Origin of the sequence: Corynebacterium glaucum, from assembly GCF_030408855.1 — a bacterium.
In the GTDB taxonomy this organism is placed as follows: domain Bacteria; phylum Actinomycetota; class Actinomycetes; order Mycobacteriales; family Mycobacteriaceae; genus Corynebacterium; species Corynebacterium glaucum.
Map to the genome: position 1 here is coordinate 1,440,549 of NZ_CP047358.1, position 19,364 is coordinate 1,459,912.

Genomic DNA, 19,364 nt, shown 5'->3' on the forward strand with positions numbered 1-19,364 from the left:
CATGAGCGCTGCGGATGGACATTTCGACGACCCGAACACGGTCGACGTGGATGCGGAACTGCCCGCGTCGCGCAAAACCCGCCGCAGGCGAACCCAGCGCGCATTGATCACCGATGCACAGCACACCCCAGAACAGAACCGCCGCAGTCGCGAGATGCAGTACGCGATCTTGCAGGGCCTGCGCCTGCCGTTTATCGCGCTTGCGCTGCTTTCCGGGTTCGTGTTCGACAACTGGTGGATCGCTGCAGTTCTGTTCACTATCTCGGTGCCGCTGCCGTGGATTTCCGTCATGATCGCCAACGGCCAGGGCGAGGTCCGCGATTCACGCCAGAAGAACGTCTACAAGCCCGCGGCCGCACGCGAGGCCATGCGCCTTGAAGCTGCCCGCCAGGCGCAGCTCGAAGCGGATGGGCCTGCAGACCGCCCCACTATCATCGACCACGACGATTTGCCTTAATCCCTGGCCAGAAGGATCCGCCTTGTCTCATCCCACCCCGAAACCGCAGGTCATGCGGGATCTCGTCGATATCCTCACCGCAGCCAACTTCACGGCGGACGGCATCGCCGCTCATCTCGGACCGGATGCCACCGAGGCCCTTTACCGCGGCGAACCAGGCGTCGTCCTCGCCGCCACCCACGCCGGCACGCAGCTTGACGGGCTCATCCGCTTCTTCCTCCTGCGTCGCCCACTGCCAGGAGACCAGGTTGCAGATCTGCTCGGCTCAAGGCTTGCACTTTCGCTTATCGACGACTCTTTGATCCGCGACACCCCCTCCGGCGATCTGGAGGTGGCGTTCGACGTGCGTCCCCACGTCGTTGCCGGCCACGACCGCATCGTCGTCTCGGACTGCGATGCCTCTGTGACCGACCTCGTTCCGGGCCACGACCATGTGCTCGGCGTCGGCGCCGCGTCGCTTTCTCTATTGGCCGCTACCCCACTGTCCCCTGTCGAAACCGTCCTCGACCTGGGCACCGGTTCCGGGGTACAGGCGCTCGCGCAGGCGGATGCCGCGGAGCGCGTGGTGGCGACCGACATTCACCAGCGAGCGCTTGAACTCGCGAAAGTGAATCTGGCGGCTAACGGCATAGGAAACGTCGAACTTCGACAGGGGGCATGGTTCGAGCCCGTGGCCGATGAGCGTTTCGACCGGATCGTGGCCAACCCGCCGTTCGTCGTCGGTCTGCCGGAGGTGGGCCACGTCTACCGCGATTCCGGGCTCTCACTTGACGGCGCAACTGAGCTCGTCGTCGGAGAGGCGTGCAACCATCTCGCGGCTGATGGCACCGCATGCATCCTCGGTGCGTGGGTGCACACCTTGGACGAGCCATGGCAGTCCCGAGTCGCCGGCTGGGTTCCTTCCACCGGAGTGAGCGCGTGGGTCCTGCAGCGTGATGTAGTGGACCCCGGGATGTACGTGTCCACTTGGTTGAAGGACGAATCGCTCGACCCGCGCTCGCGCGAGGCTATAAAGCGTACCGAAGCTTGGCTTTCTCATTTCAACGAGCATCACGTGCACGCCATCGGCTTCGGCTGGGTCTTTATCCGGGACATCGGCGATGCACCGTCCGAGGTCACCGCTGAGGAGTTGCGTCATCCGTTCAGCGACCCACTGGGACCGGAAGTGGAGGAATACTTCCTGCGAGCTGGGTGGTTGCGCGGCCGAAGCGCTGACGAGCTGCTCGACTCCACCTTTGTAGTACGCCCTGGAGTCGCCCTCGAAGAAGTAAGCCTTGCGGATACCTCGGCGGGGATCGGATTCACACGCGAAGTCACCCGAGTCAGCCGAACCGACGGCCCGAGGTTCTCCCATAAAATTGACGCCGGAGTGCGCGCGGTGCTCGCAGGACTCCACCCTCAGGGGCTATCGCTTCGAGATGTCGTCGGTCTTTTCGCCGCGTCCCGTTCCATGACATCGGAGAACCAGCTGCAGGGACTCGAGGCCACTGCGGTGGCAGCCATCGTGGATTTGATCAGACATGGCATCGTGGTCCCTGCGGAGATCGCCGAGGTGATTTCTCCGACAACCCAGCGGAAGGAATAGAAGATGAAGGCGGTACTCACACGAGTTTCACGCGCGTCGGTCACCGTAGATGGCGAGACGGTTGGGGCTATCGAGTGTCCGGAGACTGGCGGCGTGCTCGCCCTCGTCGGTGTAGGGGCGGATGACGACGCTTCCTCCTGGGAGACCATGGCGCGCAAGATAGCTGAGCTACGCATTCTTGAAGGCGAGCGCTCCGTTGTCGACGCCGGCGCGCCAGTACTTTTGGTCAGCCAGTTCACGCTCATGGGGCGCACAGCGAAGGGCCGGCGACCATCGTGGGCAGATGCCGCAGCCGGCGAGGTGGCCGAGCCGGTGATAGCAAAGATCGCAGACGAGCTCCGCTCGCGTGGTATCCATGTCGAGGAAGGGCGGTTTGGAGCCAAGATGAAGGTGGAAAGCGTGAATGAGGGTCCCTTTACCGTCGTCGTTGAATCGTGATTAAGCTCACATTTCGCCTCTAGCAGGACTTATATCAGAACGGGTGCGAATCTGAACGCACAACTCACCCGGAGATGTAACACCGGGAACAAATTCGGGACCCAGGGCGTTTATTGGGTGGATTCAAAAACTCAGTGATCAACTCAGTGATCGAGGAGGCATCGCCACATGACTCAACCGGATCATGCCAACGCCACGGAGACCGAAGAGGTCGACCGCGGCAGTCGCCGAAATCAGACGAACGACAACCCATCTGCGGATCTGGTTCGTGTCTATCTGAACGGTATTGGCAAAACTGCGCTTCTCGATGCTGAGGAAGAGGTTGAGCTCGCCCAGCAGATCGAGGTCGGCCTGTACGCCCAGCACTTATTGGATGATCCGGACGTGGAGCTCACCCGCGCCATGAAGCGCGATTTGAAGATCCTGGCGAAGGAAGGACGCAAAGCTCGCGCTCACCTCCTCGAAGCCAACCTCCGTCTCGTTGTCTCTCTTGCGAAGCGCTACACCGGCCGTGGGATGCCGCTGCTGGATCTCATCCAAGAAGGCAACTTGGGCTTGATTCGCGCCATGGAGAAGTTCGACTATTCGAAGGGCTTCAAGTTTTCCACCTACGCCACGTGGTGGATCCGCCAGGCGATTACCCGTGGCATGGCTGACCAGTCACGCACGATCCGTCTCCCAGTCCACCTTGTGGAGCAGGTCAACAAACTCTCCCGCATCCGTCGCGAGATGTACCAGTCCCTGGGCCGCGAGCCGACGAACGAGGAACTCGCAGAGGAGTCTGGCATCCCCGAGTCCAAGATCGAGATGCTGCTCCGCCAATCCCGCGACCCGGTGAGCTTGGACATGCCGGTTGGTGCGGACGAGGAAGCACCCCTCGGCGACTTTATCGAGGATGCCGAGGCAACTGACGCTGAAGACGCTGTGGTCTCCACCCTGCGCCACGACGATATCGAGGACATCATCAACGGGCTCGAACAGCGCGAGCAGGATGTGATCCGTTTGCGGTACGGACTGACCGATGGCGTGCCCCGCACGCTTGATCAGATCGGCCGACAGTATGGTCTCTCGCGCGAGCGAGTCCGTCAGATCGAGCGCGAGGTGATGGCCAAGCTTCGCGTTGGTGATCGCGCCGACCGATTGCGCGATTACGCACTCTAAGCACAAGCAGTTCTGACCCGGTGGCCCCACCGGGTCTTTTGACGTTCGCAGCGCCCCACCCTGCACTACAGTGGACGCTGTTATTCAAGCCACGGGAAGGAACACTCTCATGCGTGATCTCGTCGACACCACAGAGATGTATCTGCGCACGGTGTACGAGTTGGAAGAAGAGGGCATCACTCCCCTTCGCGCCCGCATCGCAGAGCGGCTCGAACAGTCCGGCCCAACCGTTTCTCAGACGGTCGCGCGCATGGAGCGCGACGGGTTGATCGTCGTGGAGCGTGATCGCTCACTTTCGCTGACTCCCGAGGGCCGAGCACTGGCAACGTCGGTGATGCGCAAGCACCGTCTCGCCGAACGCCTGCTCACCGACATCCTCAAGCTTGACATCGACCAGGTGCACGACGAAGCGTGCCGCTGGGAACACGTTATGAGCGACGCGGTGGAGCGTCGAGTGATCGATGTTCTCGCGGATGCGAGCCGCTCCCCATTTGGCAACCCGATCCCCTCGATCGAAGACACACTGGGGTCATCGAGTGCGCATTCCCAAGCTGGTACCCGAGTCATCGACTTGCGGCTGGACGCTCCAACCAAGGTCGTCGTAAAGCAAATTAACGAGATCCTCCAACAGGGAACCAACGTGCAGGATCCGTTAGTCCGTCTCGGCGATCTGGTAGGAGAAGAGGTCACCATCACCCCCACAAACGACGGCGGCGTGGTCGTGACCACTGTTAACGACGAAACCGTCGAGATAGCCCCAGAATTCGCCCACGCACTGCGCGTCGAGATCACGGACTAGGACGATATGAAGCTTGTAGTTACTGGTGGCGCCGGGTACGTCGGTAGCGTCTGCGCCGATGCACTCTTGGAAGCGGGCCACAAAGTGGTCATTATCGACGACTTCAGCACCGGAAACCCAGATGCTGTGCCCTCTGGTGCCGAGCTCGTCGCCGGCACCATCGACGATGTGATCGATGAGGTCTTAGCTGCTGGTGATGTGGATGGGGTGTTGCACTTCGCAGCTCGTTCACTTGTCGGCGAGTCGATGGAAGATCCTGCCGAATATTGGCACTACAACCTGGGGGTGTCGCTGACGCTCCTCGACGCGATGCGGCGCCACGACGTGAAGTCTCTGGTGTTCTCCTCGACCGCCGCAACCTACGGGGAGCCGGACCAAGTCCCCATCGAAGAGACTGCACCCACGCACCCGACGAATCCGTATGGTGCCACGAAGCTCGCCATCGACTACGCGATCACCTCCTACTGCAACGCATATGGTCTCGCGGCGACCAGCCTGCGGTACTTCAACGTCGCCGGCGCCCATGGCTCCATTGGTGAGAACCACAAGACTGAAACCCACCTCATCCCTCTAGTCCTGCAGGTTGCAATGGGCTACCGGGACAAGATTTTCGTCTTTGGCGATGATTGGCCGACACAAGACGGCACCTGCATCCGCGACTACATCCATATCCGCGATCTCGCCGACGCGCACATCCTGGCACTGGAATCGAACGTTGCGGGCGAACACCGCATCTTCAATCTTGGCTCGGGTGATGGATACTCCGTGCTTGAAGTGATTGAGATGTGCCGAGAGGTCACCGGCCACTCGATCCCCGCCGAAGTCGCTCCCCGCCGCGCAGGCGACCCTGCGGTTTTGGTGGCATCTTCGGAAAAGATCAAGCGCGAGCTTGGCTGGGACCCGTCCCGAACGGAGCTGCGTCGTATCGTCGAGGATGCGTGGGCATTCGCACAGGAGCTCGGTGACAAGTCGCACGCAGCGCGTTAGCTCCGGTTCATTCCTTCCAGCTCCTCCCACATAGCTGCGCATCCGAGCTCCGCCGAGTGCAGGAGGCTGGTGTGCTCGCCAAGCCGAAGCAGCTCCAGGAGTACCTCCGACAACGAGTGGCCCGGGACTTCCTCCTGTGCACACATCAGGGCAACGCTCGCCCACGATGCGAGCTTGAGTTGCACCGCTGCAATGGCCCACAAGCTCAATGCATTGGCCCGGATCACTCCCCGGTATCCACGTGCCACGGCAAGGAGGCCGGCACCTGCCCGGTGTGGGTGTTCAAGCGCAGTGGCCACTAAGCAGTCTCTCAACCTGCGGTCCGCCAACGCGGCAGCAGTAATCTCCGCCTCTACCGCGATGGGGAAAGCCTCACGCATACCAAGTTTGGTGTCAGCGGCAAGGAAACCGATATCAGGAACCGTCGTCAATGCCTTGCATGCCCGCGCGATCTCCTCGAGTGCTGCTCGGGGGTCGGTCTCAACCCTGTCTCGTAGACGCCGGCTCCGGGCGTACGCCCGCCGCGTCAGTGCCACGGCATCGGTTTCTTCTCCACCCGTAGCTGCTGGTTCGAAGAATGCGCGGGTGTCTTCCCGGTCAAGTTCCGGCAGTGCGCCTTGCGCCAGCAGTGGTGCCATTGTGGGTTGGGAGACCACGGACGCAATGGTGCCTGTCAACCAATCTTCACCCAGACCCGCCTCAAGTAGCTCTGCAGGGGCCGGACCGAACATGAGGCAATACGGAGTCCCGGACGCAATCTCAGAGACGTGCCAGCACGCGTGGATCAACGCTCGCCCATCCGGGTCCGCCAAGGCATACAACTCCTCCGTGGCGTCGCGAACAAGTTGTGAGTTCGGAACCCGGCTCACGACGATGGCGAGAAAACTCATGACACCATCGAGCGGGGTGGCTTTGATTGTGTCGCCGATTCTCGACGCGTGGCAGAGATCAGCCCGCATGACGGGCCCGAGGTAGGCGGGGCCGTCAAGATCGTCTTGCAAAAGACACACGACGATCGCGGATTCCTGAGGGTAGTAGCCGAGAATGCCAGGAAGCGCGGCGATGAAGTCTGCAGGCCCAAACAGGGCACCGGTGGAGCGGTTTTCCGATGAGTAATGAGGTGTCTGAGTCATGTGTATTCGACGCCAATCCGCTTGACCGGGTTCCTCTGAGCCAGAGCACCACCCCGTGTTCATCCCCAGACCGCGTCACCAAAAGTCATCTTTTTCAGATTGTTGTGGAGAACGCGCCCACCCACGGTGGCGCCCACTTCGTTCGCTAGGGCACAATGAGGAACTTGCTCAATGGGAATGGTTCTTCGGCTTACACCGTTGTCATGAGAGAATGTACCGGCACCACCGGCACGCCCACGATTAACTTTCCAGGAGGAATACCATGTCGGACGAGCACCGCATGTACGAGCTTGAGTATCCTTCGCCTGCTGTCGGCGAGGGAGCACCCGCCGGCCCCACCCTCATCATTGCGATGCAGGGCTACGCCGATGCCGGGCACGCGGTGGAAGGCTCCGCACAGCATCTGAAAGCTGCGCTTGAATCCCGAACCGTCGCGACGTTCAACAACGATGAGTTGATTGATTACCGCTCGCGTCGTCCAGTCGTCACGCTGCACCAGCACGAGATCTCCAATATCGATGATCTTGAATTGGATATGCGCGTCCTCCGCGACACCGAGGGGAAGCCGTTCCTCCTGCTTTCCGGCCCCGAGCCGGATCTGCGATGGGAGGCTTTTAGTGAGGCGGTGGCGGATCTGGTGGAGCGCTTCGATGTCGCCGAAACCATTTGCCTCTACGCTGCCCCGATGGGTGCTCCGCACACCCGGCCACTTGTGGTGTCGGCACACGGCAACGCCCGCAACCTCGTCGGTTCGATGTTCACCTTCGACGGTATGGTGTCCATCCCCGGTTCTGCGGCGATTCTCATCGAGCGCGAACTGCACAAGCGTGGTCGATCCGTGGCCGGGTACACCGCGCACGTGCCACACTATGTGGCGGCATCACCGTACCCACATGCCATGTTCCAACTTCTTCAGTCCGTTGAAGATTCTGCGAAGCTGAAGTTCCCTCTGCGCTCGCTCGAGCAAGACATGGCAAAGGTGTCACGCCAACTTGCTGAGCAGACTGCGGAATCTGAGGAGATCGCCCAGGTCGTCCAGGCACTCGAGCAGCATTACGATTCCGAGATGGAGGAATACCGCAGCCGCAACCCGGAGGCGATGATGCCTGGTGAAGCGCAGGTGCCTACCGGAGACGAGATCAGCGAGGCGTTCGAAAACTTCCTCGCTGCGATTGAGGACCGCGACCGCGACCGGGTGGGCACCCAGGAGCTTCCACTTGCCAGCGACGAGCGCCAGCGTCTCTCCGATCACTATTTCATCGACCCGCTCGAAGGCACCGACATCGACGAGACGGGTGCCGAGGACACCGACGATCCCGATAACAGCCTCGATGATGACGACGAGTAGTGAGCTAGTTTGGAACGTGTGACTCTCACTGCCGCACTCCCCGATCTTGCCGACGTTCCCGAATCACTCTTCGAAGACGCGGTGTGGGAGTCGTTCCAACAATGGACTGCGTCACGAGGCATTAGCCTCTACCCCGCCCAGGAGGAAGCCTCACTAGCCCTGTTAGCTGGCGACAACGTCATCCTTGCCACCCCAACCGGCTCGGGCAAGTCAATGGTGGCAAACGCGGCGCATTTCATCGCAATGGCGCGCGGACAACGAAGTTTCTACACCGCTCCAATCAAGGCGCTGGTGAGCGAAAAATTCTTCGCTCTGTGCGAAATCTTTGGCCCGGAAAACGTCGGCATGATGACAGGAGATGCCACTGTTAACGGCAACGCTCCAATCATCGCAGCCACCGCTGAAATCGTCGCTAACATCGCACTGCGCGAAGGCAAGCACGCGCGCATCGACCAGGTAGTCATGGACGAGTTCCACTACTACTCCGAACCAGAGCGCGGCTGGGCATGGCAAGTGCCGCTCCTCGAGCTCCCGCATGCGCAGTTCTTACTCATGTCCGCAACCCTGGGCGACACGCAGTGGCTGCAAGACGACCTCACCGAAAGAACCGGCCGCACAACCACCCTCGTCGGCGGCTCACAGCGCCCGGTGCCTCTTGACTTTCATTACGTCTTCACTCCCGTCCACGAGACGATCCAGCAACTGCTCGAGGACGGCAAGGCCCCGATCTACGTCGTCCACTTCTCGCAACGCGAAGCCACCGAACGGGCGCAAGCGCTCACGAGCATGAACATCGTCACAGCCGAAGAAAAGGCCCGGATCGCCGAAGAGATCGGGGATTTCCGTTTCACAACGACGTTCGGCAAAACCCTCTCGAAGCTGCTGCGTCGCGGCATCGGCATCCACCACGCGGGAATGCTGCCAAAGTATCGACGCCTCGTTGAGCGGCTTTCCCAAACCGGGCTGCTCAAGGTGATTTGCGGCACCGACACGCTCGGCGTCGGCATTAACGTGCCGATCCGCACCGTGTTGATGACGGGCTTGGCTAAGTACGACGGCACCCGCAGCCGCGTACTCAAGTCCCGCGAGTTCCACCAGATTGCGGGGCGCGCGGGACGCGCCGGGTTCGACACGGAAGGCACTGTGGTCGTTGAAGCGCCGGAGCACGAGATTGAGAACGTCAAGCTGCGTCGCAAGGCAGGCGACGACCCGAAAAAGCTGAAGAAGATCCGCAAAAAGTCCGCGCGAGATGGTGAGGTCTCCTGGTCGGAGAAAACCTTCCAGCGGCTCACCACGGCAGAACCGGAGGAGCTCACCAGCCAGTTCTCGGTGTCGAACTCGATGCTGCTGAACGTCGTCGCCCGCCCGGGCGACGGCTACGAGCACATGCGCCACCTCTTGCGCACCAACCACGACGCACGCGCAAAGCAAAACCGCGACATCTTGACCGCCATTGAGCTCTTCCGCGGCCTGGTCAAGGCGGACATTGTGGAGCGCACACCGGATTCACCCGCGTTTCGTCCATACACGCTCACCCGCGAGCTTGACCGCGACTTCGCCCTCAACCAGCCCCTTTCCCCTTTCGCTCTCGCGTTCTTGACGCTGCTTGATCCGGAGTCGGAGACGTACACATTCGACGTGATTTCGACTTTCGAGGCGATCCTTGAAGATCCGCGCCAGCTCCTGCAGGCCCAACAAAAGGCGGCACGCGGCGAAGAGATCGCAGCACTCAAGGCCGAGGGAGTGGATTTCGCCGACCGCATGGCAATTATCGAGGAGGTGACTTATCCCAAGCCGCTCGAGGACGAGCTTGAAGACGCATTCGAGACGTTCACCGAGGGCAATCCGTGGGCCAAGGAATTCGAACTTAAGCCGAAGTCGGTGGTGCGCGACATGATCGAGCACGCCATGACGTTTTCCGACCTCATCGCCACCTACGGGCTCGCGCGCTCAGAAGGCGTAGTGTTGCGCTACCTCACCGATGCGTGGCGCACGCTGAGCCATTCAATCCCCGATGCGTACATGAACGAAGAGCTCGAGGACATCGTGGTGTGGCTCGGGGAGCTCATCCGTCAAGTCGACTCTTCGCTTATCGACGAATGGGCGCACATGACCGACGATGACGCCCCGATTTCCCAGGAGACGCTCGACCGTGAACTGGCCTTTGGGGTGGAAGACCCCACGGCGCTCACCGCGAACCGCCGCGCGTTCATCATCATGGTTCGCAACTACTTCTTCCGGTTGACCGAGTTGTTCGCGCTGGAGAAGGAAGACGATTTGGCAGAGATGCTGGATTACCTCGATCCCGCCGACACCGTGGATTGGCCGGCGGCGATGGACGACTACTTTGACGAGTACACGGACATGGACACCGGCCCGGACGCTCGCGGCCCCGAGTACTTCCGTCTTTCAGATCAATCTGGACGCAAGTGGTCCGTGGTCCAAGTCTTCAAGGATCCGGACGAGGATAACGCGTTCCAGCTCCACGGTGTGGTGGACCTCGACGCATCGGATGCGGCCGGCGAGGTGCGCCTCGCTCACCTGAAACTTAAGCAGGTGTAAACACGCCACATTGGTGAGCCCAGACGGGTACATTCAGCCTCACATCGTCGGCTATGTCTTCGAGGAGGTTCACTGTGACCAAAGCGCTCATCGTCGGTGCGGGTATGACAGGACTTGCCACCGCGTGGCACCTGCAGGAATACGGGTACGAGGTCGAGGTCGTCGACCGCATCGGCGTCGCCGCCGGCTCATCGTGGGGCAATGCCGGATGGCTCGCACCGGGTAAGACCATACCCCTGTCGAACTCGAGCCTGTGGGCGTACGGTCCGACCGCACTGTTTGATAAGCACGCCGCGCTCGATGTGCCGGTGCGCTTCGACCCGAAGCTGTGGCGCTTCTGCGCCAACTTCATGGCGCACGCCACCGGGCGCGCCTGGGACAAGACCATGGCGGGCCTGACCAAGGCGGACCTCGGAGCTCTGGCCGCCTTCGACGAGCTCGAGGCCGGCGGCGTGAAGGCCACCACGCACGAGAGCCCGTTCATCATCGGTTTCGAAAACGAGCAGAAGGCCGGTGGTTTCCTCAAGGAGGTCGAGGGCGCTCAGCGCCACGGCCAGGAGATCCCGTTCGAGCAGATCACGCTTGACGACGCCCGCGTGCACGCCCCGATGCTCACCGACAAGGTGGGCGCGACCTACCGCATGGGCGGCCAGCGCTTCATCGAGCCGGGCCCGTACTGCCAGGCAATCGCGGACTCCATCGTGGAGCGCGGCGGCAAGGTCACTACTGGTGTGGAGGTCGTGAAGGTTAGCTCCACCCGCAAACCGGCCGTAAAGCTGGCCACCGGCGAGTGGCTGCACGCTGACAACGTCGTGCTGGCCACAGGCGCGTGGCTACCGAAGCTGGCTAAGGACATCGGCGTAACCACGCTGATTCAGGCGGGACGCGGCTACTCCTTCTCAGTGGAGACGGACCAGCCGGCAACCTGCCCGGTATACCTGCCGGACCCGAAGATCGCCTGCACCCCGTACCAGGGCCGCTTCCGTATTGCCGGCACGATGGAGTTCCGCGGCCCGGATGAGCCGTTCCAGCCGGGCCGTATCGCGTCCATGATCCACACCACCAAGCCGTTCTTCCGCGGCATCGATTGGGAAGACCGCCAGGACGAGTGGGTCGGTTCCCGCCCGGTGACCCCGGACGGCCTGCCGCTGGTGGGCGCGACCAAGGTGCCCAACGTGTACACCAACGGCGGCCACGGCATGTGGGGCATCATCCTCGGCCCGCTGTGCGGCAAGATGCTGGCCAAGCAGATCGAGACCGGTGAAGTCGACGAGACCATCGCGCCGTTCGACCCGCTGCGAGGCCCCTTTGGCGGCCTATAATCCCCGTCTCCCCTAACCCCGGAAACCAGTGTTTTCCGGGGCTTTTTCTTGTGCGCGGAGAATCTTCCGCAAATCAGTGGTCTATCGCAGAGTTTTCGGTTAGCTTGATTGCTGTCACATAGGACTGTCTTAGTGGTAAGGAACACATATGCCAAACTTGCTCACCAACCAGCTCCCGCCGGAAACTACCGCTGACCTCGACCATGTCGTCGATGAAGCTGTGGCCCGCGCGTACCGCTGGATGGAAGCGACCGCTGACGCGGACGCGGACGATGCCCAGACGCAGCAGCTTGCCGAGATGCTTCGCGACGATAACGGCGTCCGCTTCACCATGGACTTCGTTGACCGCGTCATGCGGCCTGAGGACAACCGCGTGGCAGCCAATGCGCTACGCGCGATCACCAGGGGCGTCGACGCGTCCTTCCTCGGCCGCATCAACGCCCTGCTCGTTGGTGCCGGTGCCTTTGTGGGTCCGTTCTTGCCCTTCGTGGTGGTCCCGGCGGCGCGCATGCGCCTGCGCCAACTGGTGGGCCACCTCGTGCTGGACGCGGAGTCCGACGCGCTGAACAACCTGCTCGACAACGCAGAGAAGCGCGGCGAGGAGCTCAATCTCAACCTGCTGGGCGAGGCTGTGCTCGGCGAGAAAGAAGCGACGGACCGCGCGGAGCGCACCCTGAACCTAATCAAGAACCCGAGGGTGACCTACGTGTCCGTCAAGGCGTCTTCCATGGTCTCCCAGCTCAACCATTGGGACTACGACGAGTGCGTGCGCCTGGTCAAAGACCGCATCCGTCCGCTGTACCGCGCGGCGCGCGACCGCAGCCCCCAGGTGTTCATCAACATGGATATGGAGGAATACCACGACCTCCACCTCACGCTCGACGTGTTCACCCAGCTACTCAGCGAGGAAGAGTTCAAGGACTACCAGGGCGGCATCGTGCTGCAGGCGTACCTACCCGACACCCTCGGCGCGCTGGAGTACCTCGCCGACTTTGCAAAGAAGCGCGTGGCCGACGGCGGCTCGAAGATCAAGATCCGCCTGGTCAAAGGCGCGAACCTGTCTATGGAACGCCACCACGCTGAGGTCAAGGGCTGGGCACAGGCGCCGTACCTGACCAAGGACGAAGTGGACGCGAACTACTACCGCCTGCTCGACTTCATCGTGCGCCCGGAGTACGCCGACAGCGTCGCTATCGGCATCGCCTCCCATAACCTGTTCACCTCCGCGCTCGCTTACGAGCTGGCGCAGCGCCGCGGCGTCACCAGCATGCTCGATTCGGAGATGCTGCAGGGCATGTCACCGGCGCAGCAGGAGATCGTGCGCGAAGCCTACGGCCGCCAGATCCTCTACACCCCCGTCGTGCGCAAAGAGGACTTCGATGTGGCGGTGAGCTACCTCGTGCGCCGTCTTGAGGAGAACGCGGCGCCGCAGAACTTCCTGCATGCCCTGTTCGCGCCCAAGACCGAGAAGCGCGACCCGATTAAGGAGCAGGAGGACGTCTTCCGCTGGGCGGTGGACAACCGCTGGGGCGTGCACAACGGCCCGAACCGCGAACAGGACCGCACTAACGAGACCGGACGCCAGGTCGGCGCAGAATCCAGCACCACCGGCCGCTTCTTCAACGAGCCGGACACCGACCCGGCGCTGGAAGCCAACCGCGCATGGGCAATCGAGCACCTCAAGAACCCGCCTGCCGTGGACACCGGCGAGGAGATCACGGATCCGTCCGTGATCGTCGACCACATCGCCCGCGCCCAAGAAGCGCAGCAGGCCTGGGGCGGGCTATCCGCCAGCGAGCGTGCCGACGTCCTCGACGCGATCGGCGACGAGATTGCGCGCCGCCGCGGCGACTTCATCGCCGTCGCCGCGCACGAGGCGGGCAAGACGGTCGACCAGTCCGACCCGGAGATCTCGGAGGCTATCGATTTTTGCACCTACTACGCCGACAGTGCCCGCCACCTCGACGACATTGCCGCGGACTTCGAACCGAACAAGCTCACGGTGGTTGTCCCGCCGTGGAATTTCCCGGTGGCCATCCCCACCGGTGGCGTGATGGCGGCGCTGGCGGCCGGCTCCGCGGTGATTCTCAAGCCGGCGCCGCAGGTGACGCAGTGCGCCAAGCTCATTGCGGATTGCATCCAGGCGGTCTTTGCCGAGAAGGGCATCAACGCCGACACCGTGCAGTACGTGCGCGCCGACGAAGGCGAGGCCGGCAAGGCGCTGCTTACCGACGACGCCGTGGACGCCATCATCCTCACCGGCGCCTCCGAGACCGCCCAACTGTTCAAGTCCTGGAACCCGAAGCTCAACGTCATGGCGGAAACTTCCGGCAAGAACGCCATCATCATCACCCCGTCCGCTGACCCGGACCTCGCGGTCAACGACCTGTACCTGTCCGCCTTCGGCCACTCGGGCCAGAAGTGCTCCGCGGCCTCGTTGGCCATCCTCGTCGGCTCCGCCGGCGAGTCTGAGAGGTTGAAGAACCAGCTTCTCGATGCCGCCTCCACCCTGGTGGTCGGCCCGGGCACCGACCTGTCCACCACGATGAACGGCCTGATCGAAGCCCCGGGCGAGAAGCTCGAGCGCGGCCTGACCACGCTGGATCCGGGCGAGTCGTGGCTGCTCAAGCCCCGCAGGCTCGACGACGAGGGCAAGTTTTGGTCCCCCGGCATCCGCGACGGCGTGAAGCCCGGTTCCTGGTACCACCAGAACGAGTGCTTCGGCCCGGTGCTGGGCATCATGCACGCCAAGGACCTCGACGAGGCGATCGAGTGGCAAAACTCCACCGGCTACGGACTGACCGCCGGTATCCACACGCTCGATGGCGAGGAGATCACCACGTGGCTCGACCGAGTCGAGGCCGGCAACGTCTACGTCAACCGCGGCATCACCGGCGCAATCGTGCAGCGACAGCCGTTCGGCGGCTGGAAGAAGTCGTCCGTGGGCCCCGGCGCGAAGGCGGGTGGACCGAACTACGTCGCGCAGATGGGCACCTGGAGGGAGCGGGCGGAGCTGGCGCCGTCGCTAGGCGTGAGCATCTCGGCGCAGGTGCAGGAGCTTCTCGACGCCTTCCGCGCGAACGTTCACGACGAGGACTACGGCTGGCTTTCCCGCGCCGCCGAGTACGACCAGCGCGCTTGGGACAAGGAGTTCGGCCGCGGGCACGACCACTCCGGTCTGCGCTCGGAGGCGAACATCTTCCGTTACCGCAGCACCTTGGAGCCGGTGGTGGTCTATGTCGGCGAGGGCTACCAGCTGCGCGAGGTGTACCGCCAGCTGCTCGCCGCTTCGATCACCGGCACCCAGGTACGTGTGGTCGCGCCGGATGCGATCGCCCGTGAGCTTGAGGCAGCCGGTGTCACCGTTGACGCGCACGCCGTCACGGGCTCGCCTGACCGTATCCGCGTCGTGGGCGACGCGCCCGAGGAGCTCTACGGCGACGTCGCCACCGCGGTGTTTGACGGGCCAGTGCTTATCGACGGCCGCCGCGAGCTTTTGCCCTACCTGCTGGAGCAGGCCGTGTCTGCGACGCTGCACCGCTTCGGCGTGATCCACGATCCGGCCAACATCCGGAACTAATACCCCGTCCACCTCACTACACAGGGAGCGCCCTGATGACTACCGCCCCACCACCGCATTCGGACGCGCCGGCACGCCCGAAGGCCGGCGTCGTGCCCGACGAAGACGCGGGTCTGCAGAAAGGCCTGTCTACGCGCCAGATCAACATGATCGCCATCGGCTCGGCGATCGGCACCGGCCTGTTCTTGGGCGCTGGATCGCGCCTTCAGGCGGCCGGCCCATCGCTGGCCTTTATGTACCTGCTATGCGGGTTCATCGGCTATCTCATCTTGCGCAGCTTGGGCGAGCTGATCGCCCACCGCCCGACCTCCGGGTCGTTCGTGTCCTACACGCGCGAGTTCTACGGGGAAAAGGCTGCCTACGTTTCCGGCTGGTTGTACTGGTTCAACTGGGCCGCCACCGCAGTGGCGGACGCGACCGCACTGGCCATCTACATCCGCTGGTTCGGCCAGTACTACGGCTGGATCAACAATGTTCCGCAGTGGGTCTACGCCCTGGTCATCATCGCGCTGGTCACCGGCATGAACCTGGTGTCGGTGAAGTTCTTCGGCGAGATGGAGTTCTGGTTCTCCCTGATCAAGGTGCTGTTCCTGCTCACCTTCCTCGCCGTGGGCATCTTCATGGTGATCTTCGACAACCCGAGCGGGGACCTGACTGGTCTCACGCTGATCACGGACAACGGCGGCTGGTTCCCCAACGGCGTGTTGCCAGCGCTGATTGTGATCCAGGGTGTCGTGTTCGCGTACGCCGGCATTGAGCTGCTCGGCACCACTTCCGGCGAGACAAAGAACCCGAAGAAGGAAATTCCGCGCGCCATCAACGCGGTCGTCTTCCGCCTGCTGGTGTTCTACTTCGGCTCCGTGCTGCTGCTGTGCCTGCTCTTGCCGTACACCGAGTACTCGGGCGACGAGTCCCCGTTTGTGACCTTCTTCGACTCGATCGGCGTTCCGTACGCGGGTGCCATCACCCAGCTGGTGGTCATCACCGCGGCACTGTCCTCGCTCAACGCGGGTCTGTACTCCACCGGCCGCATCATGTACTCGCTGTCCAAGGCTGGCTCCGCCCCGCAGTGGGCGGGCAAGGTGACTAAGGGCGGCGTGCCCTACGGCGGCATTTTGCTCACCACCGGTGTCGCGCTGTTCGGTGTGGTGCTCAACTACTTCGTGCCGGAGGCCGCATTCGAAGTAGTGCTGAACATCGCCGCGCTGGGCACGATGGCGTCGTGGGCGGCGATCTCGCTGTCCCACATGCGGTTTGTCCGGCTGGCTCGACAGGGCAAATACACCCGCCCCGACTACCGCGCCCGGTTCTCCCCGTTCACGGACATTGTTTCGCTGCTGTTCCTGGTGCTCGTAGTCATCCTCATGGCGTTCGACTACCCCATCGGTACGTGGACACTTGTGGTGTCGCTGCTAATGTGGCCGGCGCTTGCGTGGGGCTGGTTCAAGGTGCGCGACCGAGTCGAGTTCATTTCTCGGTCTCACGTGAACTACGAAAAGATCACCGGCGAGCAAGCCCCCGACATTGACCCGCGGCTACGCAACCCGTAGCGCTGCTATACAGGTAATCGCACACACCCCAACCAAACCCGAAAGGAACCAAATGCCTCAGCTCGTAGACGTTCAGAACATGTGCCGTTGGATCAACCACCACGGCGTGGAGAAGCTCATCGCCGGCATCCAGAGCTACATCGAGGAAGATTTCGTGCGCTGGGAGAGCTTCGACAAGATCCCGCGTGTGGCCAGCCACACCCCCATCGGCGTGATTGAACTCATGCCCACTTCCGATTCCAACGAGTACGCGTTCAAGTACGTCAACGGCCACCCCTCCAACCCGACCCGCGGCTACCAGACCGTCACCGCGTTCGGTGTGCTCGCGGACGTGGACAACGGCTACCCCACCTTCGAGGCGGAGATGACGCTGCTCACGGCGCTGCGCACCGCCGCCACCTCGGCGATGGCCGCGAAGTACCTCGCACGCAAGGAATCCGAGGTCATGGCGATGATCGGCGCCGGCTCACAGTCCGAGTTCCAGGCGCTGGGCTTCCGCGCGGCACTGGGTATTGAGCGTGTGCGCATCTTCGACATCGACCCGGATGCGATGGAGAAGTTCCGCCGCAATATCGAGCCGCTAGGCATCGAGGTCTACATGGCCGCAAGCGTCGAGGACGCGGTCGAAGGTGCTGACATCATCACCACCTGCACCGCCGATAAGGCGCAGAACACCATCCTGGATTACTCCCTGATCCGCCCCGGCGTGCACCTCAACGGCGTCGGTGGTGACTGCCCCGGCAAAACCGAGCTGGATGCTCGCATCCTCGACGACGCCACCGTGTTTGTGGAGTTCCCGCCGCAGACCCGCATCGAGGGCGAGATCCAGAACAAGGACGACGACTTCGAGGTCGTGGAGCTGTGGAAGGTCATCGCCGGCAAGCACGAGGGCCGAACCAGCGACGAGGAGATTACCCTGTTCGACTCCGTCGGCTTCGCCATCGAGGACTTCTCCGCGCTGCGCTACCTGCGCGATTCTGTGGCGGGCACCGAGTTCCAGGAGTTCATCGACTTAGTCGCGGATCCGGAGGATCCGAAGGACCTGTTCTCGCTGACCACCAACGTGCTCACCCCGCTGTAAAACACCCCGCTTCACGACGAAACCTCCGGCAGTCTCCCGCTCAGTGCGAGATCCTGCCGGAGGTCGTGCCGTCATAAAGCTAAATGCTTAGCGGGCATCTTCGATGGTGACGGCCTGGGCAACAGCCTGGACAACACCGGCGACCTTGACTGCCTCCCAGACCTGCTCCTTGGTCAGGCCCTCCTCGCGCACGACGTTCGCGTGGGCGACGGCGCAGTGCTCGCAGCCGTTGATAGTGGAAACGGCGAGCGACCAGAGCTCGAAGTCCGACTTTTCCACACCCGGCTTGGAGATGATGTTCATGCGCAGGCCGAACTTGACCTGGGAGTAGTCGTCGCCCAGCCAGCCCTTGGCGCGGTAGGCAACGTTGTTCATCGCCATGACGGTGGCTGCGCCGTAAGCGGCCTCGACAGCCTCCTCGGAGAGGTGCTCCTTCGCCTCGTCGGCGATTTCGGAGATGACGGTGGAGTTGCGGGTCGCCGCGGCAGATGCGAGCAGGGTTCCCCACAGCTGCTGCTCGTTCAGCTCAGAAGAGCGGGTGAGCGAGCCGAGGTTGAGCTTCTGGTCCTTGGCGTACTCCGGCAGCGCATTGCGCAGGTTTTCAATAGACACAGTCTTTCGCCTTCCTTGTTGGTGATAAGTTTTTCCGAATTCGAGGGGCTACAAAAGCCCCGCACTGCGCGGGGCTTCTCACTGCGTGTCCTACTTCAGGGACTCCTGAACCACAGCCATCTTGTCGATGTTCTTGGTCGGGTCGTTCTTCTGCCAGTCGCAGGCGCAGACTTCCTCGGACTGCAGTGCATCGAGCACACGCAGCACCTCGTCGACGTTACGGCCAACAGCATCCGGGGTGACGGACACAAACTGGATCACACCGTCCGGGTCAATGATGAAGGTGGCGCGGTCTGCGACACCGTCAGCGTTCTCGACACCCAGTGCACGGATCAGGTCGTGGCGCACGTCAGCGAACATCGGGAACGGCACCTCGAGCAGATCCTCGTGGGTCGCGCGCCAGTTGAAGTGGGAGTACTCGTTGTCGGTGGAGCCGCCGAGCACCTGGGTGTCGCGGTCCTCGAACTCCTCATTGAGCTTGCCAAAAGCAGCGATCTCGGTCGGACAAACGAAGGTGAAGTCCTTCGGGTAGAAGAAGACGATCTTCCACTTGCCCTCGTACTTGTCCAGGGACACGCGCTCGAAGTAGTCATCCGGGCTGGAGGCCTGGGCTTCCTTCAGGTTGCCACCCTTGAGGGCAACGAGGTCGAACTCCGGGAAACGCTCTCCAACAGTCATGATCGGCATAATGATCCTCCAATAAGATTTCGCTCACGCGACTGGTTTGTTTGTGCGCCATCCGCGCACCT

Annotated in this window: 15 protein-coding genes; 12 read left to right on the top strand and 3 right to left on the bottom strand. The window is 62.4% G+C overall.

What is annotated here, in order from left to right:
- Position 1 precedes the first annotated feature (1 nt).
- From CGLAUT_RS07040 to galE, 6 genes are all read left to right on the top strand, one after another.
- Complete coding sequence (locus tag CGLAUT_RS07040; RefSeq protein WP_095660094.1) at positions 2-457, top strand: DUF3099 domain-containing protein; 456 nt, start codon at positions 2-4, stop codon at positions 455-457.
- Positions 458-509: 52 nt separating this feature from the next.
- Positions 510-2,042: a DUF7782 domain-containing protein gene (locus CGLAUT_RS07045; protein ID WP_290187080.1), complete on the top strand. Its 1,533-nt coding sequence runs from the start codon at positions 510-512 to the stop codon at positions 2,040-2,042.
- A gap of 3 nt (positions 2,043-2,045) precedes the next feature.
- On the top strand, positions 2,046-2,480 hold the full coding sequence (gene dtd / locus CGLAUT_RS07050; protein ID WP_290184297.1) for a D-aminoacyl-tRNA deacylase: 435 nt from the start codon (positions 2,046-2,048) through the stop codon (positions 2,478-2,480).
- A 168-nt stretch (positions 2,481-2,648) separates the two neighbouring features.
- Positions 2,649-3,641, top strand: coding sequence for a sigma-70 family RNA polymerase sigma factor (locus CGLAUT_RS07055; protein ID WP_095660097.1), 993 nt, complete (start codon positions 2,649-2,651; stop codon positions 3,639-3,641).
- A gap of 109 nt (positions 3,642-3,750) precedes the next feature.
- Positions 3,751-4,440 carry a metal-dependent transcriptional regulator gene (locus tag CGLAUT_RS07060; RefSeq protein WP_290184300.1) on the top strand — a complete coding sequence of 230 codons (690 nt, stop codon included), beginning with the start codon at positions 3,751-3,753 and terminating at the stop codon, positions 4,438-4,440.
- Between the two features lie 6 nt (positions 4,441-4,446).
- Complete coding sequence (gene galE / locus CGLAUT_RS07065) at positions 4,447-5,427, top strand: UDP-glucose 4-epimerase GalE (protein WP_290184302.1); 981 nt, start codon at positions 4,447-4,449, stop codon at positions 5,425-5,427.
- On the opposite strand, the gene CGLAUT_RS07070 is transcribed toward galE, so the two are convergent.
- On the bottom strand, positions 5,424-6,560 hold the full coding sequence (locus CGLAUT_RS07070) for a DUF4192 domain-containing protein (RefSeq protein WP_290184304.1): 1,137 nt from the start codon (positions 6,558-6,560) through the stop codon (positions 5,424-5,426). The two genes, galE and CGLAUT_RS07070, sit on opposite strands and share 4 nt — an antisense overlap.
- Before the next feature lie 262 nt (positions 6,561-6,822).
- On the opposite strand from CGLAUT_RS07070, the gene CGLAUT_RS07075 reads away from it, so the two are divergent.
- The 6 genes from CGLAUT_RS07075 (at position 6,823) to ocd (ending at position 18,003) form a co-directional block, all read left to right on the top strand.
- On the top strand, positions 6,823-7,908 hold the full coding sequence (locus CGLAUT_RS07075; RefSeq protein ID WP_290184305.1) for a PAC2 family protein: 1,086 nt from the start codon (positions 6,823-6,825) through the stop codon (positions 7,906-7,908).
- An 18-nt stretch (positions 7,909-7,926) separates the two neighbouring features.
- A complete protein-coding gene (locus tag CGLAUT_RS07080) occupies positions 7,927-10,470 on the top strand; it encodes a DEAD/DEAH box helicase (RefSeq protein ID WP_290184306.1) in 2,544 nt (847 codons plus the stop codon).
- Between the two features lie 53 nt (positions 10,471-10,523).
- Entirely contained in the window at positions 10,524-11,792 is a 1,269-nt protein-coding gene (locus tag CGLAUT_RS07085) for an NAD(P)/FAD-dependent oxidoreductase (protein ID WP_095660103.1), read from the top strand.
- Positions 11,793-11,940: 148 nt separating this feature from the next.
- Positions 11,941-15,372, top strand: a complete 3,432-nt coding sequence (locus CGLAUT_RS07090; RefSeq protein WP_290184308.1) for a proline dehydrogenase family protein — start codon at positions 11,941-11,943, stop codon at positions 15,370-15,372.
- A gap of 35 nt (positions 15,373-15,407) precedes the next feature.
- Positions 15,408-16,922, top strand: coding sequence for an amino acid permease (locus tag CGLAUT_RS07095; RefSeq protein ID WP_343898655.1), 1,515 nt, complete (start codon positions 15,408-15,410; stop codon positions 16,920-16,922).
- A 52-nt stretch (positions 16,923-16,974) separates the two neighbouring features.
- On the top strand, positions 16,975-18,003 hold the full coding sequence (ocd, locus tag CGLAUT_RS07100) for an ornithine cyclodeaminase (RefSeq protein WP_095660106.1): 1,029 nt from the start codon (positions 16,975-16,977) through the stop codon (positions 18,001-18,003).
- An 87-nt stretch (positions 18,004-18,090) separates the two neighbouring features.
- Here the strand turns inward: ocd and ahpD are convergent, their stop codons facing one another.
- Positions 18,091-18,615, bottom strand: a complete 525-nt coding sequence (gene ahpD / locus CGLAUT_RS07105) for an alkylhydroperoxidase, AhpD family (protein ID WP_095660107.1) — start codon at positions 18,613-18,615, stop codon at positions 18,091-18,093.
- Positions 18,616-18,705: 90 nt separating this feature from the next.
- Entirely contained in the window at positions 18,706-19,302 is a 597-nt protein-coding gene (locus tag CGLAUT_RS07110; RefSeq protein ID WP_095660108.1) for a peroxiredoxin, read from the bottom strand.
- Positions 19,303-19,364 lie beyond the last annotated feature (62 nt).

Bases quoted from the DNA above. Each gene is read 5' to 3' on its own strand.
- CGLAUT_RS07040 (WP_095660094.1), top strand. From the start codon at position 2: ATGAGCGCTGCGGATGGACATTTCGACGACCCGAACACGGTCGACGTG.
- CGLAUT_RS07045 (WP_290187080.1), top strand. From the start codon at position 510: ATGCGGGATCTCGTCGATATCCTCACCGCAGCCAACTTCACGGCGGAC.
- dtd (WP_290184297.1), top strand. From the start codon at position 2,046: ATGAAGGCGGTACTCACACGAGTTTCACGCGCGTCGGTCACCGTAGAT.
- CGLAUT_RS07055 (WP_095660097.1), top strand. From the start codon at position 2,649: ATGACTCAACCGGATCATGCCAACGCCACGGAGACCGAAGAGGTCGAC.
- CGLAUT_RS07060 (WP_290184300.1), top strand. From the start codon at position 3,751: ATGCGTGATCTCGTCGACACCACAGAGATGTATCTGCGCACGGTGTAC.
- galE (WP_290184302.1), top strand. From the start codon at position 4,447: ATGAAGCTTGTAGTTACTGGTGGCGCCGGGTACGTCGGTAGCGTCTGC.
- CGLAUT_RS07070 (WP_290184304.1), bottom strand. From the start codon at position 6,560: ATGACTCAGACACCTCATTACTCATCGGAAAACCGCTCCACCGGTGCC.
- CGLAUT_RS07075 (WP_290184305.1), top strand. From the start codon at position 6,823: ATGTCGGACGAGCACCGCATGTACGAGCTTGAGTATCCTTCGCCTGCT.
- CGLAUT_RS07085 (WP_095660103.1), top strand. From the start codon at position 10,524: ATGTCTTCGAGGAGGTTCACTGTGACCAAAGCGCTCATCGTCGGTGCG.
- CGLAUT_RS07090 (WP_290184308.1), top strand. From the start codon at position 11,941: ATGCCAAACTTGCTCACCAACCAGCTCCCGCCGGAAACTACCGCTGAC.
- CGLAUT_RS07095 (WP_343898655.1), top strand. From the start codon at position 15,408: ATGACTACCGCCCCACCACCGCATTCGGACGCGCCGGCACGCCCGAAG.
- ocd (WP_095660106.1), top strand. From the start codon at position 16,975: ATGCCTCAGCTCGTAGACGTTCAGAACATGTGCCGTTGGATCAACCAC.
- CGLAUT_RS07110 (WP_095660108.1), bottom strand. From the start codon at position 19,302: ATGCCGATCATGACTGTTGGAGAGCGTTTCCCGGAGTTCGACCTCGTT.